Annotated in this window: 17 protein-coding genes; 11 read left to right on the forward strand and 6 right to left on the reverse strand. The window is 73.1% G+C overall.

Features of this window, described 5'->3' with window-relative positions:
• The first annotated feature begins 40 nt into the window (after positions 1-40).
• Together N8J89_RS22470 and N8J89_RS22475 are read left to right on the forward strand one after the other, a co-directional pair.
• A complete protein-coding gene (locus tag N8J89_RS22470; protein ID WP_283658960.1) occupies positions 41-1,981 on the forward strand; it encodes an AAA family ATPase in 1,941 nt (646 codons plus the stop codon).
• A complete protein-coding gene (locus N8J89_RS22475) occupies positions 1,978-3,489 on the forward strand; it encodes an ABC transporter substrate-binding protein (RefSeq protein WP_283658961.1) in 1,512 nt (503 codons plus the stop codon). Before N8J89_RS22470 ends, N8J89_RS22475 begins: the two co-directional genes overlap by 4 nt.
• Here N8J89_RS22475 and N8J89_RS22480 read toward each other — a convergent pair.
• Complete coding sequence (locus N8J89_RS22480; RefSeq protein ID WP_283658962.1) at positions 3,473-4,429, reverse strand: Lrp/AsnC family transcriptional regulator; 957 nt, start codon at positions 4,427-4,429, stop codon at positions 3,473-3,475. The genes N8J89_RS22475 and N8J89_RS22480 overlap by 17 nt on opposite strands.
• Before the next feature lie 124 nt (positions 4,430-4,553).
• Between N8J89_RS22480 and N8J89_RS22485 the strand changes: the two genes are divergently transcribed.
• From N8J89_RS22485 to N8J89_RS22495, 3 genes are all read left to right on the forward strand, one after another.
• Positions 4,554-6,089: a carboxylesterase/lipase family protein gene (locus N8J89_RS22485; RefSeq protein WP_283658963.1), complete on the forward strand. Its 1,536-nt coding sequence runs from the start codon at positions 4,554-4,556 to the stop codon at positions 6,087-6,089.
• A gap of 37 nt (positions 6,090-6,126) precedes the next feature.
• Positions 6,127-6,771 carry an MBL fold metallo-hydrolase gene (locus N8J89_RS22490; protein ID WP_283658964.1) on the forward strand — a complete coding sequence of 215 codons (645 nt, stop codon included), beginning with the start codon at positions 6,127-6,129 and terminating at the stop codon, positions 6,769-6,771.
• 63 nt (positions 6,772-6,834) lie between these two features.
• On the forward strand, positions 6,835-7,830 hold the full coding sequence (locus N8J89_RS22495; RefSeq protein ID WP_283658965.1) for an exonuclease domain-containing protein: 996 nt from the start codon (positions 6,835-6,837) through the stop codon (positions 7,828-7,830).
• Here the strand turns inward: N8J89_RS22495 and N8J89_RS22500 are convergent.
• The 4 genes from N8J89_RS22500 to N8J89_RS22515 are packed head-to-tail and all read right to left on the reverse strand — an operon-like array spanning position 7,778 to position 12,548.
• Positions 7,778-8,986: a glycosyltransferase 87 family protein gene (locus N8J89_RS22500; RefSeq protein WP_283658966.1), complete on the reverse strand. Its 1,209-nt coding sequence runs from the start codon at positions 8,984-8,986 to the stop codon at positions 7,778-7,780. The genes N8J89_RS22495 and N8J89_RS22500 overlap by 53 nt on opposite strands.
• Positions 8,983-10,851 (reverse strand): ArnT family glycosyltransferase, encoded by a 1,869-nt coding sequence (locus tag N8J89_RS22505; RefSeq protein WP_283658967.1) that lies wholly within the window; start codon positions 10,849-10,851, stop codon positions 8,983-8,985. Before N8J89_RS22505 ends, N8J89_RS22500 begins: the two co-directional genes overlap by 4 nt.
• Positions 10,848-11,726, reverse strand: a complete 879-nt coding sequence (locus N8J89_RS22510; protein ID WP_283658968.1) for a TauD/TfdA dioxygenase family protein — start codon at positions 11,724-11,726, stop codon at positions 10,848-10,850. Before N8J89_RS22510 ends, N8J89_RS22505 begins: the two co-directional genes overlap by 4 nt.
• An 18-nt stretch (positions 11,727-11,744) precedes the next feature.
• Complete coding sequence (locus N8J89_RS22515) at positions 11,745-12,548, reverse strand: L-tyrosine/L-tryptophan isonitrile synthase family protein (protein WP_283658969.1); 804 nt, start codon at positions 12,546-12,548, stop codon at positions 11,745-11,747.
• Between the two features lie 269 nt (positions 12,549-12,817).
• Here N8J89_RS22515 and N8J89_RS22520 point away from each other — a divergent pair, with 269 nt between their 5' ends.
• Positions 12,818-13,777 carry a LysR family transcriptional regulator gene (locus tag N8J89_RS22520; protein WP_283658970.1) on the forward strand — a complete coding sequence of 320 codons (960 nt, stop codon included), beginning with the start codon at positions 12,818-12,820 and terminating at the stop codon, positions 13,775-13,777.
• A 65-nt stretch (positions 13,778-13,842) separates the two neighbouring features.
• Complete coding sequence (locus N8J89_RS22525; protein WP_283658971.1) at positions 13,843-14,775, forward strand: aldose 1-epimerase family protein; 933 nt, start codon at positions 13,843-13,845, stop codon at positions 14,773-14,775.
• On the opposite strand, the gene N8J89_RS22530 is transcribed toward N8J89_RS22525, so the two are convergent.
• The gene (locus tag N8J89_RS22530; protein ID WP_283658972.1) at positions 14,700-15,608 is read right to left on the reverse strand and encodes a helix-turn-helix transcriptional regulator; all 909 of its coding nucleotides are present in this window, start codon (positions 15,606-15,608) and stop codon (positions 14,700-14,702) included. The two genes, N8J89_RS22525 and N8J89_RS22530, sit on opposite strands and share 76 nt — an antisense overlap.
• Before the next feature lie 161 nt (positions 15,609-15,769).
• Here N8J89_RS22530 and N8J89_RS22535 point away from each other — a divergent pair, with 161 nt between their 5' ends.
• The 4 genes from N8J89_RS22535 to crtI all read left to right on the forward strand — a co-directional run bounded on the left by N8J89_RS22535 (position 15,770) and on the right by crtI (position 20,379).
• Positions 15,770-16,765 carry an aldo/keto reductase gene (locus N8J89_RS22535; RefSeq protein ID WP_283658973.1) on the forward strand — a complete coding sequence of 332 codons (996 nt, stop codon included), beginning with the start codon at positions 15,770-15,772 and terminating at the stop codon, positions 16,763-16,765.
• Positions 16,766-16,836: 71 nt separating this feature from the next.
• Positions 16,837-17,721 carry an oxygenase MpaB family protein gene (locus N8J89_RS22540; protein WP_283658974.1) on the forward strand — a complete coding sequence of 295 codons (885 nt, stop codon included), beginning with the start codon at positions 16,837-16,839 and terminating at the stop codon, positions 17,719-17,721.
• Positions 17,722-17,761: 40 nt separating this feature from the next.
• Positions 17,762-18,868, forward strand: coding sequence for a polyprenyl synthetase family protein (locus tag N8J89_RS22545; RefSeq protein ID WP_283658975.1), 1,107 nt, complete (start codon positions 17,762-17,764; stop codon positions 18,866-18,868).
• Between the two features lie 41 nt (positions 18,869-18,909).
• Complete coding sequence (gene crtI, locus N8J89_RS22550) at positions 18,910-20,379, forward strand: phytoene desaturase family protein (protein ID WP_283658976.1); 1,470 nt, start codon at positions 18,910-18,912, stop codon at positions 20,377-20,379.
• The last annotated feature ends 98 nt before the right edge of the window (positions 20,380-20,477 follow it).

Here is a 20,477-nt window from a genome sequence, read left to right on the forward strand (position 1 = left end):
CTCCGGGACCGTGCCCGGACCGCGTGGTTAACGTCGGGCCATGGGCCGATCACGCAGTGCAGCCATGCGGCTGGTCCGGGAGCTGATGTCCCGGCCGGAGCAGCACGGGCGCCCGACCAGCCAGCGCTATCCGGTGCTGGTGGTCACCGGTTCCCGGGGCAGCGGCAAGACCACGCTGCTCACCGAGCTCGGCGAGCGCCTGGACCAGAACGTGCCCTACGCCCGGCTGGACCTGGAGTCCAGCAGGCACGCCTCGGTCGCGCAGCTGCTCTCCGCGCTGGCCTTCCAGCTCAACCGCTGGTGCCGCGGCTACGGGCACCTGCGCTTCCCCCGGCTGGCCGCGGCCAACGTGGTGATCGCGCTGGACCTCGACCAGGAGGACCGGCCCGCCGCCCGCCGCACGGTGCTGGCCACGCTGCAACAGCGGCGCAGGCTCGACGCCCTGGCCCAGATCCTGGAGACCGCGGCCGGGGACGCGCTCAACGCCGCGCAGCTGCCCGCCGCGGTGCCGGCCGGGCTGATCGGCAAGCTGACCGGCGCGCTGGTCGGCTGGGCCAGCGGCTGGCGGTGGACCAGGGTGGCGCTCGGCCGGTTCCTGAGCTGGTTCAAGCACCAGGACCGCACGCCGGACCGGGACGAGGACCCCCTGGAAGTGTTGGTGGACCTCAACCTGTGGGCCCGCGAGGGGGCCGACGACCACGAGCGCTACCTGCTGGAGCAGCTGCTGTGCCGGGCGTTCCTGGCCGACCTGCGCGCGGCCTTCCGCACCCGCCGCGCGCAGGAGTGGTCGCTGAACTGCGTGGCCCTGCTGGACAACGCGGACACCCTGCTGGGCCGCCGGTTCCTGGACCGGCTCACCGACACCCGGCAGCAGTCCGACCCCGATCCGCTGACCCTGGTGGCCACCAGCAGAGGGCTGCTGCTGGACCGGGTGGACCCGGCCGACGTGGCCGCGCTGACCGAACGCGACCGGAGCTACGCCGAGCTGTGCCGCAGGCTGGACCCGCGTCGCCCGCGGTGGTTGCGGCTGCGGCTGCCCGACCTGACCGAGGCGGAGGTGCGCGAGCGGGTCGCCGCGCTGGGCAAGCGGATCGGCGACGACCGGCGGATCGCGCACACCATCCACCGCTTCACCGGCGGTCACCCGGCCGCGGCCCGGCTGCTGGTGGACGCGCTGCGCGCACACGCCGAGGAACGGCCCGAGCTCGGCGAGCTGCTCACCCGGCAGGAGCCGCACGGCCTCGGCCAGGAACAGCGGCTGTGCGTGGCCGACCGGATGCTGCACCGCCTGCTCCAGGACCAGCCGGTGGAGCTGGACTTCCCGGAGCTGACCGTGCTCGACGACCTCATCACCTGCGCCGCGGCCCGCACCGAGGACGACGGCCTGTGGCTGGCCGGGCAGCAGCGGCTGCACGCCGCCGACGGCACCCCGCTGGCCGAGATCAAGGCCGCCCAGCTGTGGCCGGAGCACGGGAACCTGTTGCGGCGCCTGCTGTTGCGCCGGTTGGCCGAACGCGCGGACACCCACACCGCCAGCTGGACCGCGGTCTTCGGCGCGCTGCGCGAGCACAGCCCGGCGGGCTCGGTGGCCGCCCGCTACTACGCCCTGGCCGCCGGTGACCTGGCCGCCGTCGCCACCGCCGAGGCCCAGCGACTGTCCGAAGTGGACACCCAGGTCTGGCTGGCCGAGCTGCACCAGGTGACCGCCGCGCCCAACCGCCTGCCGCACCGGGAACCCGCGGTGGCCGAGGTGCGCGCGCTCACCAGGGACCTGCCCCTGTCCGACCGCGTGCAGCGCACCACCGCGGGACTCATCGCCGCGCTGTGGCTGGACGCGGACCCGTTGCGCCGCAACACCCGGGGCGAGCTGTACCAGGAGATCGCCTCCTTCTGCACCGACCTGGCCACCTCCTCCGGCGCGGCGCCCACCGTGCTGCTGGAGGAGGCCCGCCGTTACCACCGACTCGCGGAGCAGTCATGATCGCCGAGGTCGAGCAGGACCTGTTCACTCCCCCGCCCACCAGGGCGCGCCGCCGACGACGGCTGGTCAGGCTGCTGGTGCTGACCGCGGTGGTGGTGCTGCTGGCCGGGGTCGGCACCTGGGCGGCCGGGCGGCTGCTGGACGCCTGCGGCGGGCCGTCCTCCGGAGTGTCCGATGTGGACGGTGAGTGTGTCGGGATCACCGACGGCTCCTACGAGTTCCACCCGGACCTGGCCGAGGTGCAGCGCAAGATCCTGGCCGAGAACGAGTGGGTGCTGGCGCAGAACAAGCCCTACGTCAGCGTGGCGCTGCTGTCCCCGCTGACCTGGAACGGCACCAGCGCGCTGGACGGGGCCAAGATCCTGCGGCTGACCCAGGGCACCTTCCTCGGCCAGCAGCGGGTCAACCGCAGCTCGCTGGCCGGTGACCCGCAGCCGCTGGTCCGGCTGCTGCTGGCCAACGCCGGATCGGGGCTGCGGCACTGGGAACCGGTGGTGGCCGAGCTGGCCAACCGGATGAGCGGCGCGGACCGGCTGGTCGCGGTGGCCGGGCTGGGCATGAGCGTGGCGCAGACCGAGGCGGCGGCGAAACGGCTCTCCGCGCTGAAGCTGCCCATGATCGGCGCGCTGATCACCGCCGACGGCCTGGACCACGAGCACATCACCGGCCTGATCCGGGCGAATGCCACCAACACCGACTACGTGGCCGCGCTGGCCCGCCACCTGGCCACCCGCCCCGACCTGCGCGAGGGCCTGCTGGTCTACGACGCCAACCAGCCCGACCTCTACACCCGCACGCTCAAGGAGGCCCTGGAACGGGAGTTCGGCCACCGCGGCGGTTACCTGCGCTACCCGCCGCAGAGCTTCGTCGGCGCGTCCATCCCCGGCGAGGCCACGCCCAACATGTTCGACGGCATCACCAAGAACATCTGCACCGTGCACCCGCAGCTGGTGTTCTACGCGGGCCGGGAGAGCGACCTGGTGGCCTTCGTCGAGGCGCTCAGCCACCGGGTGTGCCGGGCCGAGCCGCTCACCGTGCTGACCGGGGCCACTGGTTTCGGCCTGGTGAAGGTGCTCATCAGCAAGCTGGTCGCGGCCAACGTGACCGCGGTCTACGCCTCCTCGGTGGATGCCGAGCGGTGGCGGGAGGGGGCGCCGGAAGCGCCGAACTACCGGGACTTCCACGCCGCGTTCACCGAGCACTTCAGCCAGGCCTCGCTGGATGACGGCTACGCGGTGATGCACCACGACGCGGTGGTGACCGCGGCCCGCGCGATCCGGCTGGCCGCCGAGCAGTCCAGGGCCGCGGACCGGCTGCCCACCCCGGCGGACGTGCTGAGCCAGCTGCTCAACCTGAACAACGCCTACCAGGTGCCCGCCGCCAGCGGCCAGCTCTCCTTCAGCGCCAAGACCAAGGGCAACCCCGGCGGCAAACCGGTGCCGGTGCTCCAGGTGCCGCCGCCCTCGGCCGGGCCGCCGACCACGCCGTACTTCACGCCGAGTGGCTGACCCCGGCGCGGCGCGCGACGTGCAGCACCGGGGTGACGTCCACGCCGGTGACCTCCGGCAGCGCGCCCAGCGTGCCGGTGATCAGGTCGTAGAGGTCCTCGCCGTCCCGGCAGACCACCGAGACCAGCAGGTTGCTGGGCCCGCTGGTGGTCGCGGCCATCGCGGTGGCCGGGTGCGCGGCCAGCACCTCGGCGACCCGGCCGAGCCCGGCGGGCTGGATGGTCAGCCACAGCAGGGCTTCCAGGTGGAAGCCGAGCAGCCGGGGCTCGGCCGTGGTGGAGATGACGATCGCGCCCTCGCGCAGCAGCGCCTCGACTTTGCGGCGGGCGGTGGACTCCGAGACGTTGCTCTGCCTGGCCAGCTCGGTGTAGCCCAGCCTGCCGTCGGCCCGCAGCAGCGCGATGAGCCGCTGGTCCACCTCGTCCGGCACCGGCCGGGGCCGGGTGGCGGGCAGCGCGGTCGTCTCCCCCAGCCGCACGCGTTCCTCCGGGGTGAGCAGTGGCGCGCGCCAGCCGAGGGAGTGCGGGTAGATCCACAGCAGCCGCCTGGTCTGCCAGGAGTCGATCGCGCCTAGCCGGGGAAGTTCCTTGAGCAGCAACAGTTTCAGCCGCTCCGGCGAGCTGACCCAGACGGTGGCCGCGATCTCGTCGCCGCCTTCCAGGATGAGCACCTGCCAGACCTCGGGCAGGGCGGAGAGGGCCTCGGCCACCTGCGGGGTGCGGCCGGGACGGCAGCGGATGCGCAGGGCCAGTCCGGTGACGCCGGGGTCGAGCACCGGGTTGCGGATGGCGGCCACCCGCACTGTGCCGCCGGCCAGCAGCGGGCCGAGCCTGCGGGTGACGGTCCGCTCGGAAACGCCCAGCGCGGCCGCGATGCTCGACCAGGTGGCCCGGCCGTTGACCTGCAACGCGGCCACCAGCCTACGGTCAAGATCATCCATGGGTGCCGGTTCTCGTCATCGTTGCCCGCCGTTCGCTGGTTTTCGTCACCTCAGCGTACGGGACGACCGGTTTCGGGCATTCCGAGGTGAACTGACAAGCGAGAACCGGACACAGGAGGCTGGCATGGCAGAGGTGGACAGGCGGACGGCGCTCGGACTGGCCGGGGGCGCGGCGCTGGCGGCGGCGCTGCCGGGCACGGCGGCGGCCGCGAGCGGGGACGACTCGGACGTGCTGGCGCGCACCCCGCTGGGCAAGCTGCGCGGGGTCCGGCAGGACGGGATCACGGTGTGGCGCGGCATCCGCTACGCCGAGGCGCCCACCGGCGAACACCGGTTCACCGCGCCGAGACCGGTGCGGCCCTGGCGCGGGGTGCGCGCGGCGACCGAGTTCGGCCCGGTGGCCCACCAGCTCGCCGGGCCGCCCCGGCCGCCGGGTCCGCAGAGCGAGGACTGCCTGTTCCTCAACGTGTACTCCCGCGGCACCCAGGGCTGCCGCCCGGTGGTGGTGTGGATCCACGGCGGCGTGTTCATCAGCGGCGCGGGCAGCGACTACGACGGCACGGTCTTCGCCGAGCGCAACGACGTGGTGCTGGTGACCATCAACTACCGGTTGCACGCCTTCGGTTTCCTGCACCTGCCCGGCAGGCCCGGATCCGGCAACACGGGGCTGCTGGACCAGGTCGAGGCGCTGCGCTGGGTGCGCCGGTGCATCGGCGCTTTCGGCGGGGACCCGCGCAACGTGACGGTGATGGGCGAGTCCGCGGGCGGCATGTCCATCGGGTCGCTGCTCGGCGCGCCCGCCGCCGCCGGGCTGTTCCGGCGCGCGGTGACGCAGAGCGGCGGCGCCCGCCCGCACTTCACCCCGGCCCAGGCCCAGCGCACCACCGACTTCGTGCTCAAGCGGCTCGGCATCCCCTCCCCCGACTCGCCCAAGCTGTTCACCGTCCCGGCCGCCGACGTGGTGGCCGCGGCCGCCGAGGCCAGCACCGCCCCCGAGCTCGGCGGCGAGGTCTTCCACCAGGTCCTGGACGGTCACGTGCTGCCGGTGCACCCGCTGCGCCGGATCTCCGCGAAGGTCGACGTGCTGATCGGCACCTGCCGGGACGAGTCCAACCAGCTCGCCGGGATCTTCCCGATGTTCGTCCCCGGCATGGAGAACAAGCTCAGGTCAGTCGCCGGCGCGGATCGGTTCGCCGCCATCCAGGCCGCCTACCGCGAGCACACCCCGGCCGGTCGCGATCCGCGCCTGGACCTGGCCAGCGACATCTTCGTCCAGCTCCCCTCGATCTGGCTGGCCGAGGCCGTGCACCGCGCGGGCGGCCGCGCCTGGGCCTACCGCTTCGACTACGCCCACGCCTCCCCGCTGGGCCCGGTGCACGCCAGCGACCTGCCCTTCACCTTCGGCAAGGCCGACCCGCAACGCCTGCACCCGCAGGCTGATCGTCAGGTCGCCGACCGGCTGGCGCGGCAGCTCAACGACTCGCTCAGCGCCTTCGCCCGCACCGGCGACCCGCGCCTGCCCAAGCTGCCCCGCTGGCGACCGTTCGACCCGGCCGACCGGCACACCCTGCTCTTCGCCGAGCACCCGTCGATCAGCAACGACCGGGTGTCCGCCGAGCTGCGGGCGGCCTGGGCCGGGGTGCCGCCGACCGCGTTCTGAGCCGCGGACCGCCCGGCCCGGCGGTAGCGTTCGGCCCATGCGACTGACCAAGTACGGGCACGCCTGTGTCCGGGTCGAGCACGAGGGCGAGACCATCGTGCTCGACCCCGGCGCGTTCACCGAGCCCGAGGCGCTCACCGGCGCCACCGCGGTGCTGATCACACACGAGCACTTCGACCACTTCGACGGCCAGCGCCTGCGCGCGGCCCTGGACGCCGACCCGGCGCTGCGGGTCTGGACCACCGACGCGGTGGCCGCGCAGCTCACCGGGCTGGGCGGGCGGGTCACCGTGGTCGGGCACGGCGACCGGTTCGACATCGGCGCGGTCGCGGTGGAGGTGCACGGCGACTGGCACGCCGAGATCCACCCGGAGATCCCGCTGGTGCGCAACAGCGGTTTCCTGCTCGGCGGCACGGTGTTCCACCCCGGCGACGCGCTGACCGTGCCGGAACGCCAGGTGGACACGCTGCTGCTGCCGCTGCACGCGCCCTGGTCCCGGCTGGCGCACCTGGTCGACTACCTGCGCGAGGTCAAGCCGAGGCAGGCGTACCAGGTGCACGACGTGCTGCTCAGCGAGGCGGGCCGGGGCGTGACCAGCAGCCTGCTCGGCGAACGCGGTCCCGGCACCGGCGTGCCGCTGACCCTGCTGGCCCCCGGCGAGAGCGTCGAACTCACTGCCTGAACAACCCGGTGATCACCACGACGGCTACGCTGCGTCCGGTGATCGCTACGGGTTGGGGGGTCGGTGGGCTTCGCGGTGGTGGACGTCGAGACCACGGGGTTCGCCGCGGGCCGCGACCGGATCATCGAGGTCGCCGTCGTGCAGGCCGACGCCTCGGGCGCGGTCACCGACGAGTGGTGCACCCTGGTCAACCCCCATCGTGACCTGGGCGCCCAGCACGTCCACCGGATCAGCGCCCGCGAGGTCCTGCCCGCGCCGACCTTCGACCGCATCGCCGGCGACCTGGTGGCCCGCCTCACCGGCCGCGTCCTGGTCGCGCACAACCTGACCTTCGACGCCCGCTTCCTGCACGCCGAGCTGGCCAACGCCGGCCTCCCCCTGCCCGCCGTGGCCACCGAGGGCGTCTGCACCATGACCCTCGCCCCGCGCTACCTCAGCACCGACCGCCGCAACCTGGCCGCCTGCTGCGCCGCCGCGGGCATCCCACTGACCAACGCCCACTCCGCCCTGCATGACGCCCGCGCCACCGCGGCGCTGCTGGCCCACTACCTCTCCGCGGGCGAGGGCGACTGGGCGCAGTTGATCGCGGCGGCTCGCGCCCGCAGCTGGCCCTTCGTGCCCGCGCTGGACACCCCCGCGGTGCACCGGGGCGCGCCCGGCCACCCGGTCGCCCGCCGCCCCCGCCGCGCGGACGCCCCCGCCTACCGCCAGTCCCGCCGCACCTCCGCCTACTACCGCGCCCGCCACGCCCCGGACTCCTTCGTTCCGGCTCCGGCCGCCGAGCCCGCTCCCCTGCCTGCCGGGTTCCGCCTCGACCCCGGCGACCGGATCGCCTTCACCGGCCAGACCGACCAGCCCCGCGAGCTCCTCCAGGCCCACGCCAGCGCCGCCGGACTCATCACCCACCCGGAGAACGTCTGCCGCTGGACCAAGGTCGTGGTCGCCGCCGACCCGGACTCCCTGTCCGCCAAGGCGCGCAAGGCCCGGGACTACCGCATCCCGATCATCACCGAACCGGTGTTCGCACAGCTGCTCGACGAGCTGCGAACGCCACGATGACCAGGAACCCCAGCGGATAGGCGTTCTGGTACAACAGTTCCAGCCCGCCTGCGGCCGGCAGCCCGATCAGCCCCAGCGGCGGCAGGTCCATCCGGTGCCCGTCGAAGAAGTGCAGCGGCCAGGCGAAGCTCAGCAGCGCCGCGAACACCCCGGCCGCGCGCACCGCCACCCCGTCCACCAGCAGCGGCGGCAATCCGATCAGCAGCGGCACGAACCACACCCAGTGGTGGCTCCACGAGATCGGCGACACCATCGCCGCGGTCAGCCCGACCAGGGACACCGCGAGCAGCCGCCGCCCGTCCCGCTGCGCCCGCCACGCCACCCACAGCCCGGCCCCCGCGGCGAGCAACGCCAGTGGCAGCCACAGCCACAGCGGGGTGCTGTCCACCCCCAGGATCCGGGACAGCAGGCCGTTGAGCGACTGGTTCATCGGGCTCTCCACATCGCCGACCCGCTCGGTCATGGCGAACGTGCCGGTCCAGAACCGCAGGGTGTCCCCCGGCAGCAGGACCAGGCTCACCAGCACCGTCGCGACCGCGGTCCCGGCGGCCGTGGCGGCCGCGCGGTACTGCCGGGTCAGCAGCAGGTGCAGGATGAAGAAGGCGGGCACGATCTTGATCCCGGCGGCGATGCCCACCCCCACCCCGCGCCAGCGTCGCGGCAACCGCAGCAGGTCCACCACCACCAGCGCCATCAGCAGCAGGTTGACCTGCCCCAGGTACACCGTCCAGGACACCGGTTCCAGCCAGAACAGCAGCGCGGTCAGCACCATGGTCAGCCGCCCCAGCTCCCGGCCGCGCGGCGCGCCGACCGCGCGCAGGCCCACCCACACCACCGCGGCCAGCGCGGCGACGTTGGCCAGGAACACCAGGTACTGCCCCAACTGCTCCGGCCCGAAGGCCAGCGGCAGGAACAGCAGCGCCGCGAACGGCGGGTAGGTGAAGGCGAACATCCCGCCGGCGAGCTTGCCGGGGTAGAGCGGTTCCCCGGTCAGCACCGCCTCGCCACCGGCCCGGTAGACCTTGAGGTCCCAGAAGTCCGACATCACCACGTACCCGGTGATCGCCCAGTGCAGCACGGCCAGCGCCAGGAACAGCGCCACCGACACCGCGGTGATCGGCACCGCGTGCCGGGCCAACCGGCGCAACTCGATCATCGGGCACCTGCCTGGCAGTCGTAGAGCGTCTCGGGCGCCTCCGGCGGCCCGCTGGGTCCTCGGTAGTCGGCGAAGGGCACGGCGGCGCAGTGCTCGGCGACCCACCGCTGCCGCTCCTGGGCGACCGGCCCGCCCATCCCGCCGTGGAACCCGGCCACCATGACGAACCGCAATGCCTTGGTGCGCACCAGGTTATCCAGTTCGGCCAGGGTGGGCACCGCGGCCGCGCCGGTGAACCCGCCCATGGGCAGCACGCTGTGCCCGAGCCGCAGGTAGGGCGCCGCGGTGTTCACGGTCGGCACCGCTAGCAGGTAGCGCTCCCCCCGGTGCTGTCTCTCGACATAGCTGAGCAGCCCCCGGTTCGGGGTGACCATGTGCATGTCACCCAGCCCCGGCGGCAACGGGGTGTCCGGCGGCAACCCGTGCATGGCGGCCATCCCCGCGGCCGGCAACGGATCACCCGGTCCCGCGACGGGGTTGAGCGCGGTCAGGCTCGGGAACGCCTTGCCGGAAGCCGCCACCGACCACGTCGCCGGAGCGACCAGCAACACCAGCACGGAGCCGACGACCGCCGGGATCGTCAAGCGTGGCAACGGGTGCAGCGCACCCACCACCAGCGCGACGACCGTCACTGTGGTCAGGCCGAGCACCAGCGCGGTCAGCCCGTCCACCCCCGCGGGCAGCACCGAGCCCCGCGCCGACAGCACCGCGGCCCAGGCCCCGCTCACCGCCACACCCAGCGGCAGCAGCCACGCCGCACCCCCACCCGCGCGCCACAACCTGGCCAGCAGCACCAGGCCCGCCCCGGTCAACGCCGCGATCGCCGGGGTCAGCGCGGCCGCGTAGTACGGATGGATGCCGGATGCCGCACTGAACACCACCGCGTGCACACCCAGCCACAACCCCCACAGCAGCCATCCGTCCACTGTGGACTGGCACTTGCGCCCGGCCACCAGCCCGACGGCCAGCGCGAGCACCGCGAACGGCAGCAGCCAGGCGATCTGCGTGCCCAGCTCGGCATTGGCCAGCCGACCGATCCCCGGCGGACCGCCGAAGTCGGCGAGGAAGCTCGCCACCTGTCCGGCCGCGGCGTCGGTGTGCGTGAACCGGCCGAGCCCGTTGTACCGGAAAGCCATGTCCCACACCGAGTTCCCGGTGCTGCCATCCACATACGGCCGGTTCGCGGCCGGAGTCAGCGCGACCAGCACCAGCCAGGCGCAGCTGACCACCGCGGTCACCAGCCCGGCGAGCAACAGCCGCAGCAGCCGCGCCCGCACCGGCACGGAAGCCGCTACCAGGTAGGGCACGGCCAGCGCGGGCAGGACCAGCAACGCCTGCCCGAGCTTCATCTGGAACCCCAGCCCCACCCACACCCCGGCCAGCGCCAGTGGCCAGGCCCGCGGCGAGCGCAGCGCACACGTCGTGGCGTGCGCGGCACCCACCAGGCACAGCACCAGCAGGGTGTCCGGGATGTTCACCCTGGCCAGCACCACGGTGATCGGCGTCAGCGCGAACACCAGTCCCGCCAGCAGCCCGGCCCGCCGCCCGGCCCAGCGCCGCACCGCGTCGTAGAGCAGCGGCACCGTGGCCGCCGACGCGAGCGCCTGGGGCAGCAGCAACGCCCAGTCGTGGAAGCCGAACACCCGCGCGGACAAGGCCTGCGCCCACAGCGCGCCCGGGATCTTGTCCACGCTCAGCGTGCCCGCCGGGTCGATGGCGCCGTAGAGGAAGGCGTGCCAGTCGGCGCTCATCGCGCGCACCGCGACGGTGTAGTAGTAGTGCGGCTCCACCGAGCCCGCCGCCCAGAACGTCAGCCCGAAGGTGCCGACGGTGAGCAGGGCGACCGCGATCGTGTTGCGGTTCACCGGTTCTCGGCCCGCTCCTCGCTCGGGCTGGCCGGGTTGCGCAACGGCGGTTCGCCGAGCACGTGCACCCGGCGGATGTGCCGGGGCGCGCGGTGGGTGAACGCGGTCCGGCCGTGCAGCAGCGTGTAGTTGTCCGCGATGACCAGGTCGCCCTGCTGCCAGCTGTGCTCGTAGTACCAGCGCGGGTCGTGGGTGGCGGCGTGCAACTCGGTCAGCAGCGCGGGCACCTCCTCGGCGGGCAGCCCGGCGAACTCGTGCTCGGGCCGGTTGAGGAAGCTGTCGTCGTCGGCGCGCGGCGGCTCGTTGTAGCGCAGGGTCGCCTCGCTGGTGCGCGGGTGCGGCACGATCAGCGGGGAGACGGCCTTGCCGCCGTAGTGGCTGAGGTTGGGGATCCGGTAGGTCACCTCGATCCGCGACCAGCGGTCGAAGGTGGCCCCGTCGGTGTGCGCGAGCAGCTTCGCGCTGTCGCAGAAGGTGGTCGCGCCGCCCTGGCCGCCACCGGGCGCGCTGACGCAGTGGAAGACCTGGAACTCCGGGATGTAGGGCCGGTACATGCCGTCCCAGTGCAGCGGCACGTAGGAGTGGTCGAAGATGTGGTCGGCGGGCGCCTCGGCCTCGATGAGCTCCAGCACCGCGCCGAAGGGCCACATCATGATCTCGCCCCAGCTCTCGCTCCAGGCGGTCAGCTCCGCCGGCCCGGCAAAGGAGGCGAACCCGCGCAGCAGCAGGAGGTGGTGGCGGCGGGCCAGCTCGCGCAGCGCGTCCACGGGCAGGCGGCGCGGGTCCTGGCCGGGCGCGGCAGGCTCGATCAGCAGGCCGAGGGCCTCCAGGTTGGACACGGTGACGCCGGGCAGGTCGACAGCGAGGTCTGTCATGGCGGTGCGCTCCAGTGCTCAGGGCAGGACGTAGTGGCTGGGGCGGCCGGCCCGGTGCACCAGCCGCGCACCCAGCCGTTCGGCCTCGATCCGTTTCATCAGGGTGAATCCGCCTGGCTCGTGCACGGCCACCGCGTGCCAGGGGGTGAGCCAGGCGTCCGGGGTGCGGCCCAGCAGCAGGCCGAGCTTGGCCGAGCCACAGGGCTGCGGGTGGATGGAGAGCCGGACCGCCGCCGGGAACCGGGCGCCGACCAGCTCACCCCAGGCCCGGCTCCGGGCGAGCACGCCGTAGGCGCGGTGCCTGCTCTCCCGTTGCAGGGCGGCGCGGGTGCCGGTGTAGTCCGGGCCGTAGCGGTCCTCCAGCAGGAACCGGACCAGGCCGAGGTACATGGCGCGCAGGTCCGGATCGGCGCGGACCTTGGCGCGCAGGCAGGACAGCGGTTCGGTGTACTCGCGGTCGAGCAGGTCGCGCAGCGAGACCGGGCTGGCCCCCGGCGCGTAGTCGTCCAATGTGTACAGAGCCAGCCGGTCCGCGCCGGTGGCGCTGATCAACGCGGCCATCTCGTGCTGGTAGGCGGTGATGTGCTCATCCGGCACGCCGATCAGGTCGCCGAAGACTCGCCCGTCGGAGCAGATGGTCAGCCGCACGCCCGGCGGGTACACCTCGGCCAGCTCGGCGCACAGCTCGTCCAGGAAGGTGACCGCTAGCTCCTCGGCCAGGTCCGGGAGGTGTCCGAGCACCTTCTCCCGGTTGGGCGACTTGACCGGAAAGGCGGGCAGCACGAACTGGATCGGCCGGTTCGCGGAAATGGCGTCGAGCACCGACGGCAATTGCGCGGAAAGGCAACGCGGGCACGGATCTTGCCGACAGGATCGGTCGCCGCGCGCTTTTCGTTGGTGCGCCAGCACAAGTTCGAGCACCCGCGTGGCCAGCCGCACCGGTGTCGTCGAGGACAACATGAAACTCATTAGAATTTGAACAAACCGGCGGGGCCACTGACAGTTGACCATGACCCGATGGCATGGATCGGCCAGTCGGGGGACCGATCAGCGGCTACGGCACCAGGTCCAGGCGTCCTAGCATCGGGTTCATGGACGTGGAGATCCGGCATCTGCGGATGATTCGGGCGATCAGCGAGGTGGGCAGTCTCAGTGGCGCGGCCATCCAGCTCGGCCTCACCCAACCGGCGCTGACCCGTCAGCTCCAGCGGCTGGAGCGGGCCTTCGGCGGCACGCTGTTCCACCGCGACCGCAACGGAACCCGCCCCACCGCACTGGGCGAGCTGGTGGTGCAACGGGCCAGGGTCCTGGTCCCCTCGGTGGACGAGCTGATCCAGGAGGCCCGCCAGCACACCGCCCCACTGCACACCGGTCCCACCCAGATCCGGATCGTCGCCCACCCGACCCCGCTGCCGGGGCCGGTCACCGAACGCCTGTACGAACTGGCCCCTGAGGCCAGCATCACCCTCCGGCAGGAACGCTCCGGCCAGACCGCGATGGAACTTCTGGCGGGTGGCGCCGCCGACCTGGGTGTGCTTGCCGAGCACCCGGCCATGCCGCTGGACCGCCTGCCAGGTGTGGCGGTGCACACCATCGCCACCGAGCCGCTGTTCATCGCCGTCGCAACAGGACATTCGCTAGCAAACGAATTCGAGATCTCCCTGGCCGACCTTTCCGAGGAGAACTGGATCCTCCCCCAGGGCCTGGAGATCCGCTGTGCCGAATACCTCCGCGGCCTGTGCGCGAATGCCGGATTCATCCCGCGCATCGCCTACCGACTGGACAGCGCCAACGCCCGCGAATTCATCCGCACCGGCCTGGGCGTCATGCTGGCCCAGGCGACCTTCCGGCTGGAGGAAGGCATCTCGGTCCGCCCCTTCCACGGCGCCCGCCCTGACTTCCGCCACATCCTGGCCGTGCGCACCGACAGCCCGGTGGCGCGACTGGCCGACACCCTGGTCAGCAGCGCCATCCGCGCCTACTGGGCCAAGGCCGACCAGGCCCCGGTCTACCGCAGCTGGCTCTCCCGCACCGACGAGCTGGCAGGCTGACCCGCCGGCCGCCCGGCAGCGCCTCGCCACGCCGCCACGCCTGCCCGGATGACACAATCCGTCTCATGACGACGAACGGGCGCCTGTACGAGATCCGCTCCGGCCGGCACACCGCGGTGGTGGCGGGAGTGGCCGCCACCCTGCTGTCCTGGCGGGTCGACGGCGTCGAGCGGCTGCTCACCCACGCGGCCGAGGAGCTCGGCGACAGCTACCAGGGCAAGACCATCGTGCCGTGGCCCAACCGGATCGACAACGGCGCCTACACCTTCGACGGTGTGCGGCACCAGGTCCCGATCAACGAGCCCGACCGGCGCACCGCCCTGCACGGACTGCTCAGCTGGACCGAGTGGTCACTGGTCGAGCACACCGAGGACCGCGTCGTGCTGTCCCAGGAACAGCGGCCGCAGTACGGCTACCCGTTCCAGCTCTCCCTGCGCATCGAGCACCAGGTCGACGCCGAGGGCGTGCGGATCACCTTGCACGCCACCAACACCGGCCACACCCGGGCGCCCTTCGGCGCCGCGCACCACCCGTACCTGGCCACCGCCGGACTGGTCGAGCTGACCCTCCCTGCCGCCACCTACTACCCCACCGACAACCGCCTGCTGCCCATCGGCAAGGAGTCGGTGGCGGGCACCGCGCTGGACTTCCGCACCACTCGCGCGCTCGGCTCAGTCGCCCTGGACACCGCGTTCACCGACCTGGTCCGCGACGAGCAGGGCCTGGCCGTGGCCAGGGTCGCCGACGCCACCGGCACGACCACCGAGCTGTGGATGGACGGCGGCTACGACTACCTCCAGGTCTACACCGACGACTACGCCCCGGCGGCCCGCACGCCGCGCTCCGGCATCACCATCGAGCCGATGACCTGCGCGCCGAACGCCTTCAACAGCGGTGACGGGCTGATCGTGCTGGAGCCAGGTCAGGACTGGAACGGCTCCTGGGGATATCGGTCCATCGCCTCCATCTCCGCCAGCGCGGCCTCTGCCTCGGCCTGATCCTCCGGGGTCTGGTACGCCAGCATGCCGAGCAGTTGCAGGCGGTCGTGGCTCACGGTGCCCACCTCCGCGGCGTAGAACAGCAACCGCTGGTCGTGCTCGGGGGTCAGCAGGATCTCGCAGCGGGTCTCGATCAGCCCCATCTCCGGGTGCAGGAACCGCTTGTGGTCCGAGCGCCGGACCGCGACCTCGTGCTGGTCCCAGAGCTCGGCGAACTCCGCGCTGGCCGAGCGCAGGGCCCGGACGAACTCGCGCACGTCCTGGTCCCCGGCCCGGCGGGCCGCGGTGGCGCGCAGGTCCGCGACCTGCACCCGGGAGTGCTCCGCGTGGTCCTCGGCGGGGAACAGCGCGCGGCTCTCCGGCCGGGCGAACCAGCGCCAGTGGAAGCTGCGGTCCCAGCCGTGCGCCGCCGCGAGATCACCCATCAGTGCGCGGGCCAGGGGGTTCTGGGCCAGGCAGACCCCCAGGTCGGAGATCACCATGGCCGGGTAGTCCCACAGCCGGTAGAGCAGCGGGATCATGCTCGGCCGGAGCTCGGTGGTGCGGGGCGGGGCAGGTGGCTCGTGTCCGGCGAGCAGGTACAGGTGGTCGCGTTCGTCGTCGGTCAGGCGCAGCGCGCGGGCCAGCGCGGCCAGCACTTGGGTGGTCGGATGCCGGCCTCTGCCCTGCTCAAGGCGGGCGTAGGTGTCGGTGGCGATGCAGGCGAGCCTGGCCACCTCCTCCCGGCGCAGGCCGGGGGTGCGGCGGCGGGCCAGGTCGAGGCCGCCCACCTCGGCGGGTTGCAGGCGGGCCCGGCAGCGGCGGAGGAAGTCGGCGAGTTGGTTTCGGTCCACGGCTCCACCCTGCCCTGCCGCACCGACAGTTATCCAGGACCTCCCCGTCCCTGGATCGGGGCGTCCCCGGGACGGGGAGTCCTCTCCTCAAATCGCGGCGGGCGGGGCAGGCTCGTGGCAGCGGCACCACCGCCGCCGAACCGACCGGAGGAAGCAACACCATGATCACTCGTCCCCTTGGCGCCACCGGACCGGCGGTCGGCGCGCTCGGCCTGGGCTGCATGGGCATGTCGGACCTCTACGGCCCAGCCGACCGGACCGAGGGCATCGCCACCATCCGCGCCGCCCTGGACGCGGGCGTGACCGTGCTGGACACCGGCGACTTCTACGGCATGGGCGACAACGAGCTGCTCGTCGCCGAGGCGCTGCGCGGCCGGGCCCGCGACCAGGCGGTCATCAGCGTCAAGTTCGGCGCGCTGCGCGACGCCGACGGCGGCTGGCTCGGCTTCGACTGCCGTCCGGCCGCGGTGAAGAACTTCGCCGCCTACTCGCTGAAACGGCTGGGCACCGACCACATCGACGTCTACCGCCCGGCCCGGCTCGACCCCGCGGTGCCGATCGAGGACACCATCGGCGCGATCGCCGAGCTCATCCAGGCCGGGCACGTGCGGCACATCGGCCTGTCCGAGGTCGGCCCGGAGACCCTGCGCCGGGCCGCCGCGGTACACCCGATCGTGGATCTGCAGATCGAGTACTCGCTGATCTCCCGCGGCATCGAGGCGGAGATCCTGCCGGTCTGCCGTGAGCTGGGCATCGGCATCACCGCCTACGGGGTGCTCTCCAGGGGTCTGCTGTCCGGGCACTGGTCGGCCGACCGGCCCATCCAGGCCGGGGACTTCCGTGGCCACAGCCCGCGGTTCGCACCGGAGAACCTCGGGCACAACCTCGGTTTGGCCGAGGCGCTGTCGGCGGTGGCCGCGGCCAGGGGCGCCAGTGCCGCGCAGGTGGCCATCGCCTGGGTGGCGCACCAGGGACAGGACATCGTGCCGCTGGTGGGCGCGCGCAGCCGGGAGCGACTGGCCGAGGCCCTGGGCGCGCTCGACCTGGAACTGTCCGATGTGGACCTCGAGGCGATCGAGCGCGCGGTGCCGGCGGACTCCGCCGCCGGACCCAGATATCCGGAACCGCTGATGGCGCATCTGGACAGCGAGCGGTGACCCCGGATCGGCCCATGTCGCCCGCTGGGGCGGGTGAGCGATGATGGGGGCTCCCCCTGGAGGAGTCAGCCATGACCGCACCCGGTCCCGGATCGCTGCACTGGCGTTACTCGGGTGACCGCCGCTCGCTGCTGCTGCTCGGGCGGGTCGGCCTGCTGGAGCTGATGTTCCCGGCACTGGGCGCCGGCGTGGTGCAGCACTCGGCGTTCTACACCGAGCCGTGGGCCCGGACGCTGCGGTCGATCCCGCAGATCGCCGGGGTGGTCTACGACGGCCCGGCCGCCGAGGACACCGCGCGCGGCATCCGGGAGCTGCACCACGGCATCACCGGCCACGACGAGCAGGGGCGGCGGTACCACGCGCTGGATCCCGAGGTGTGGTTCTGGGCGCACGCGACCATGCTCGACGTGGTGCTCCAGACCGCGGAGGTCTTCGACCGGCCGTTGACCGAGGCGGAGCGGGAGCAGCTGTACGCGGAGTCCCTGCTGACCTATCGGCGCTACGGGGTGAGCGATCGTCCGGTGCCGAAGGACTGGGCGGAGTTCCAGGCCTACTTCGACCGGGTGTGCGCCGAGCAGCTGGAGCTGACTCCGGCGGCGCGGGCTCTGCTGGGGTTCGTGGAGCGGCCGGAGACGATGCCGCAGCCGTGGCTGCCCGCGCCGTTGTGGCGGTTGGTCGCGCCACTGGTCGGCCGGGTGCTGTGGTTCCTCACCAGGGCGCTGCTGCCGCCGGTGGTGCGGGCCAAGATCGGCGCGTCCTGGCGGCCGGTGGACGAACGCCGGTTTCGCCGGTTCGCGGCAGTGGTAGCCCGGCTCTGGCCGTTGCTGCCGTACCGGCTCCGCTACATCCCGAGGGCGCGGGCTGCCTTCGCCCGGGTGCGCGGCGGCGACCGGCAGTCTTGGCGTCGCCGCAGGTCAGCGCCGTTCGCGGATGCGCGTTCCGGAGGCGGCGGCTAGCGTCGCCAGGCGGGAGACGCGGCGAGCGGAGGAGGGGGACTTGCCTGTCGAACAGGTGGTGTTCGCTGCGGAGCTGACCGAGGCCGGGCTGGAGCCGGCCATCGAGGAGTTCCTCCAAGCGCGCGGGGACAGCGATGTGCGCGGTGGTGTCGATCCGGCGCTGGTGCGGGCCCTGACCGAGCTGGCGCTGGCCGGGGGCAAGCGGATCCGGCCCGCCTTCGCCTGGTGGGGCTGGCGGGCCGCCGGTGGCGACCCGGCTGGGGAACGCGCCGACTCGGTGGTGCGGGCGCTGGTGGCGCTGGAGCTGCTGCAGTGCAGCGCGCTGGTGCACGACGATGTGATGGACCGGTCCTCCACCCGGCGTGGGCGGCCCGCGGCGCACGTGGTGTTCGCGGGGCGGCACCGGTCGGCCGGGTGGTCGGGCTCCGCGGAGCGCTTCGGCGACGGCGTGGGGATCCTGATCGGGGACCTGGCGCTGGCCTGGGCCGATGACGCGCTGGTCAGCTCAGGGGTCAGCCATGACATGTTGCGGCGGGCCTGGCAGCCGTGGCAGGCGATGCGCAGCGAGATGGTGGCCGGTCAGTACCTGGACCTGCGGGCCCATGCCAAGGGCGAGGACTCGTTGCCCGCGCTGTTGCGGGTGGCGCGGTTGAAGACGGCGAGCTACACCATCGAGCGGCCGTTGCAACTGGGCGCCGAGCTGGCCGGGGCGCCCGCGCCGATGGTGCGGCAGCTGCGGGCGTTCGGGCGTTCGCTGGGGGTGGCCTTCCAGCTGCGTGATGACCTGCTGGGGGTCTTCGGCGATCCGGCGGTCACCGGCAAGCCGGTCGGGGACGACCTGCGGGAGGGCAAGCGCACTCCGCTGCTGGTGCTGGGCGCGCAGCTGGCCGAGCGGGCCGGGCGGACGGCGATTGCCGAGCTGCTGGGCGGAATCCTTGCCGGGGGCGGGAATGCCGTGGTGGATGAGTCCACTGTGGACCGGGTTCGGCTGGCGCTGACCGAGGTCGGCGCGGTGGCGGCGGTGGAGCGGATGATCACCGAGCACACCGCGGCCGCGCTGGCGGCGCTGGCCGCGGCGGACCTTGGTGCGGGCCCGTCCGGGCAACTGGGTACGTTGGCCAGGGTGCTGACCGGACGCGACCACTGATCGGGTGGTGGCGGGCGGGTGAGGCGAACGGAGCGCGGACCATGCGGCGGGTGACCGGACGGAGCGACCACGTCCTGGTCGTCGGCGGTGGGTTGGCCGGGTTGTCGGCGGCGTTGCACCTGCGGGGCAGCGGCCGCGAGGTGACCGTGGTGGAGCGCGAGCCGCACCCGGGCGGCCGGGCCGGACGGCTGGACGTGGACGGGTTCCGGCTGGACACCGGGCCGACCGTGCTGACCATGCCGGAACTGGTCGAGGAGGCGTTGCACGCGGTCGGGGACTCGCTGGAGCGACGGCTGGAGCTGTTGCCGCTGCATCCGGCCTACCGGGCGCGGTTCGCCGACGGCAGCAGCGTGGACGTGCACACCGGGGCCGAGGCGATGGCCGAGGAGGTGCGGCGGTTCGCCGGTCCTGCGGAGGCGCAGGGGTACCTGCGGCTGCGGGAGTGGCTGGGCCGGATGTACGCGGTGGAGCGGGACCGGTTCATCGGCGCGAACTTCGACTCGCCGCTGGACCTGGTCGGCTCCTCGCTGGCGAAGCTGGTGGCACTGGGCGGGTTCGGCAGGCTGGGCCCGGCGGTGGGCAAGTTCATCCGGGATCCGCGACTGCAACGGGTGTTCTCCTTCCAGTCGCTCTACGCCGGGGTGCCGCCGCAGCGGGCGCTGGCCGCCTACGCGGTGATCGCCTACATGGACACCGTGGCCGGGGTGTGGTTCCCGCGCGGCGGTATGCGGGCCCTGCCCCAGGCGATGGCCGAGGCCGCCGAGGCCGCCGGGGTGCGGTTCCGCTACGGCGAGACCGTGGAGTCCCTGGAAGGCAGGGCGGGCCGGGTGCTGGCCGCGCACACCGCCACCGACCGGATCACCTGTGACGCGGTGGTGCTGACCACCGACCTCGCCGAGACCTACGAACTGCTCGGCCACCGCCCCCGGCGACCGGTCCCGCTGCGATGGTCCCCCTCGGCGATGGTGGTGCACCTGTCCGCCGAGAAGACCTCCCCGGACCTCGCGCACCACACGATCAGCTTCGGCGAGGCGTGGGAGCAGACCTTCGCCGAGATCACCGACCGCGGGCAGTTGATGTCCGACCCGTCCCTGCTGCTGACCACCCCCTCGCTCACCGACCCCACCCTCGCGCCACCCGGCCGGACCGGCCACTACCTGCTCGCCCCGTGCCCGAACCTGGCCGCCGCACCACTGGACTGGGACCGGCTGGGCCCGCGCTACGCCGAGGAGATCGTGACCGTGCTGGCCAAACGCGGCCTGCTGCCCGACCAGGCCGCGGTGACCCGGCTGTCTCTGGTGACCCCGGCGGACTGGGCGCGGCAGGGCCTGTCCGCGGGCACCCCGTTCGCGCTGGCGCACACCTTCGCGCAGACCGGCCCGTTCCGGCCGGGAAACCTGCCCCGGGCGTTCGCGAACGTGGTGCTGGCTGGGGCGGGCACCACACCGGGGGTGGGGATTCCGCCGGTGCTGATCTCCGGGCGGCTGGCGGCCCAGCGAATCACAGGCTGAGGCCAACACCGCGGCAGAGCGACCAAGCAGCCACACAACGGCGGCCGGGCGGCCCGCGCGGGTGGGGCGACTTCGGGGCAGCGGCGCGAGACGGCGAC

Origin of the sequence: Crossiella sp. CA-258035, from assembly GCF_030064675.1 — a bacterium.
Classification (GTDB): Bacteria; Actinomycetota; Actinomycetes; order Mycobacteriales; family Pseudonocardiaceae; genus Crossiella.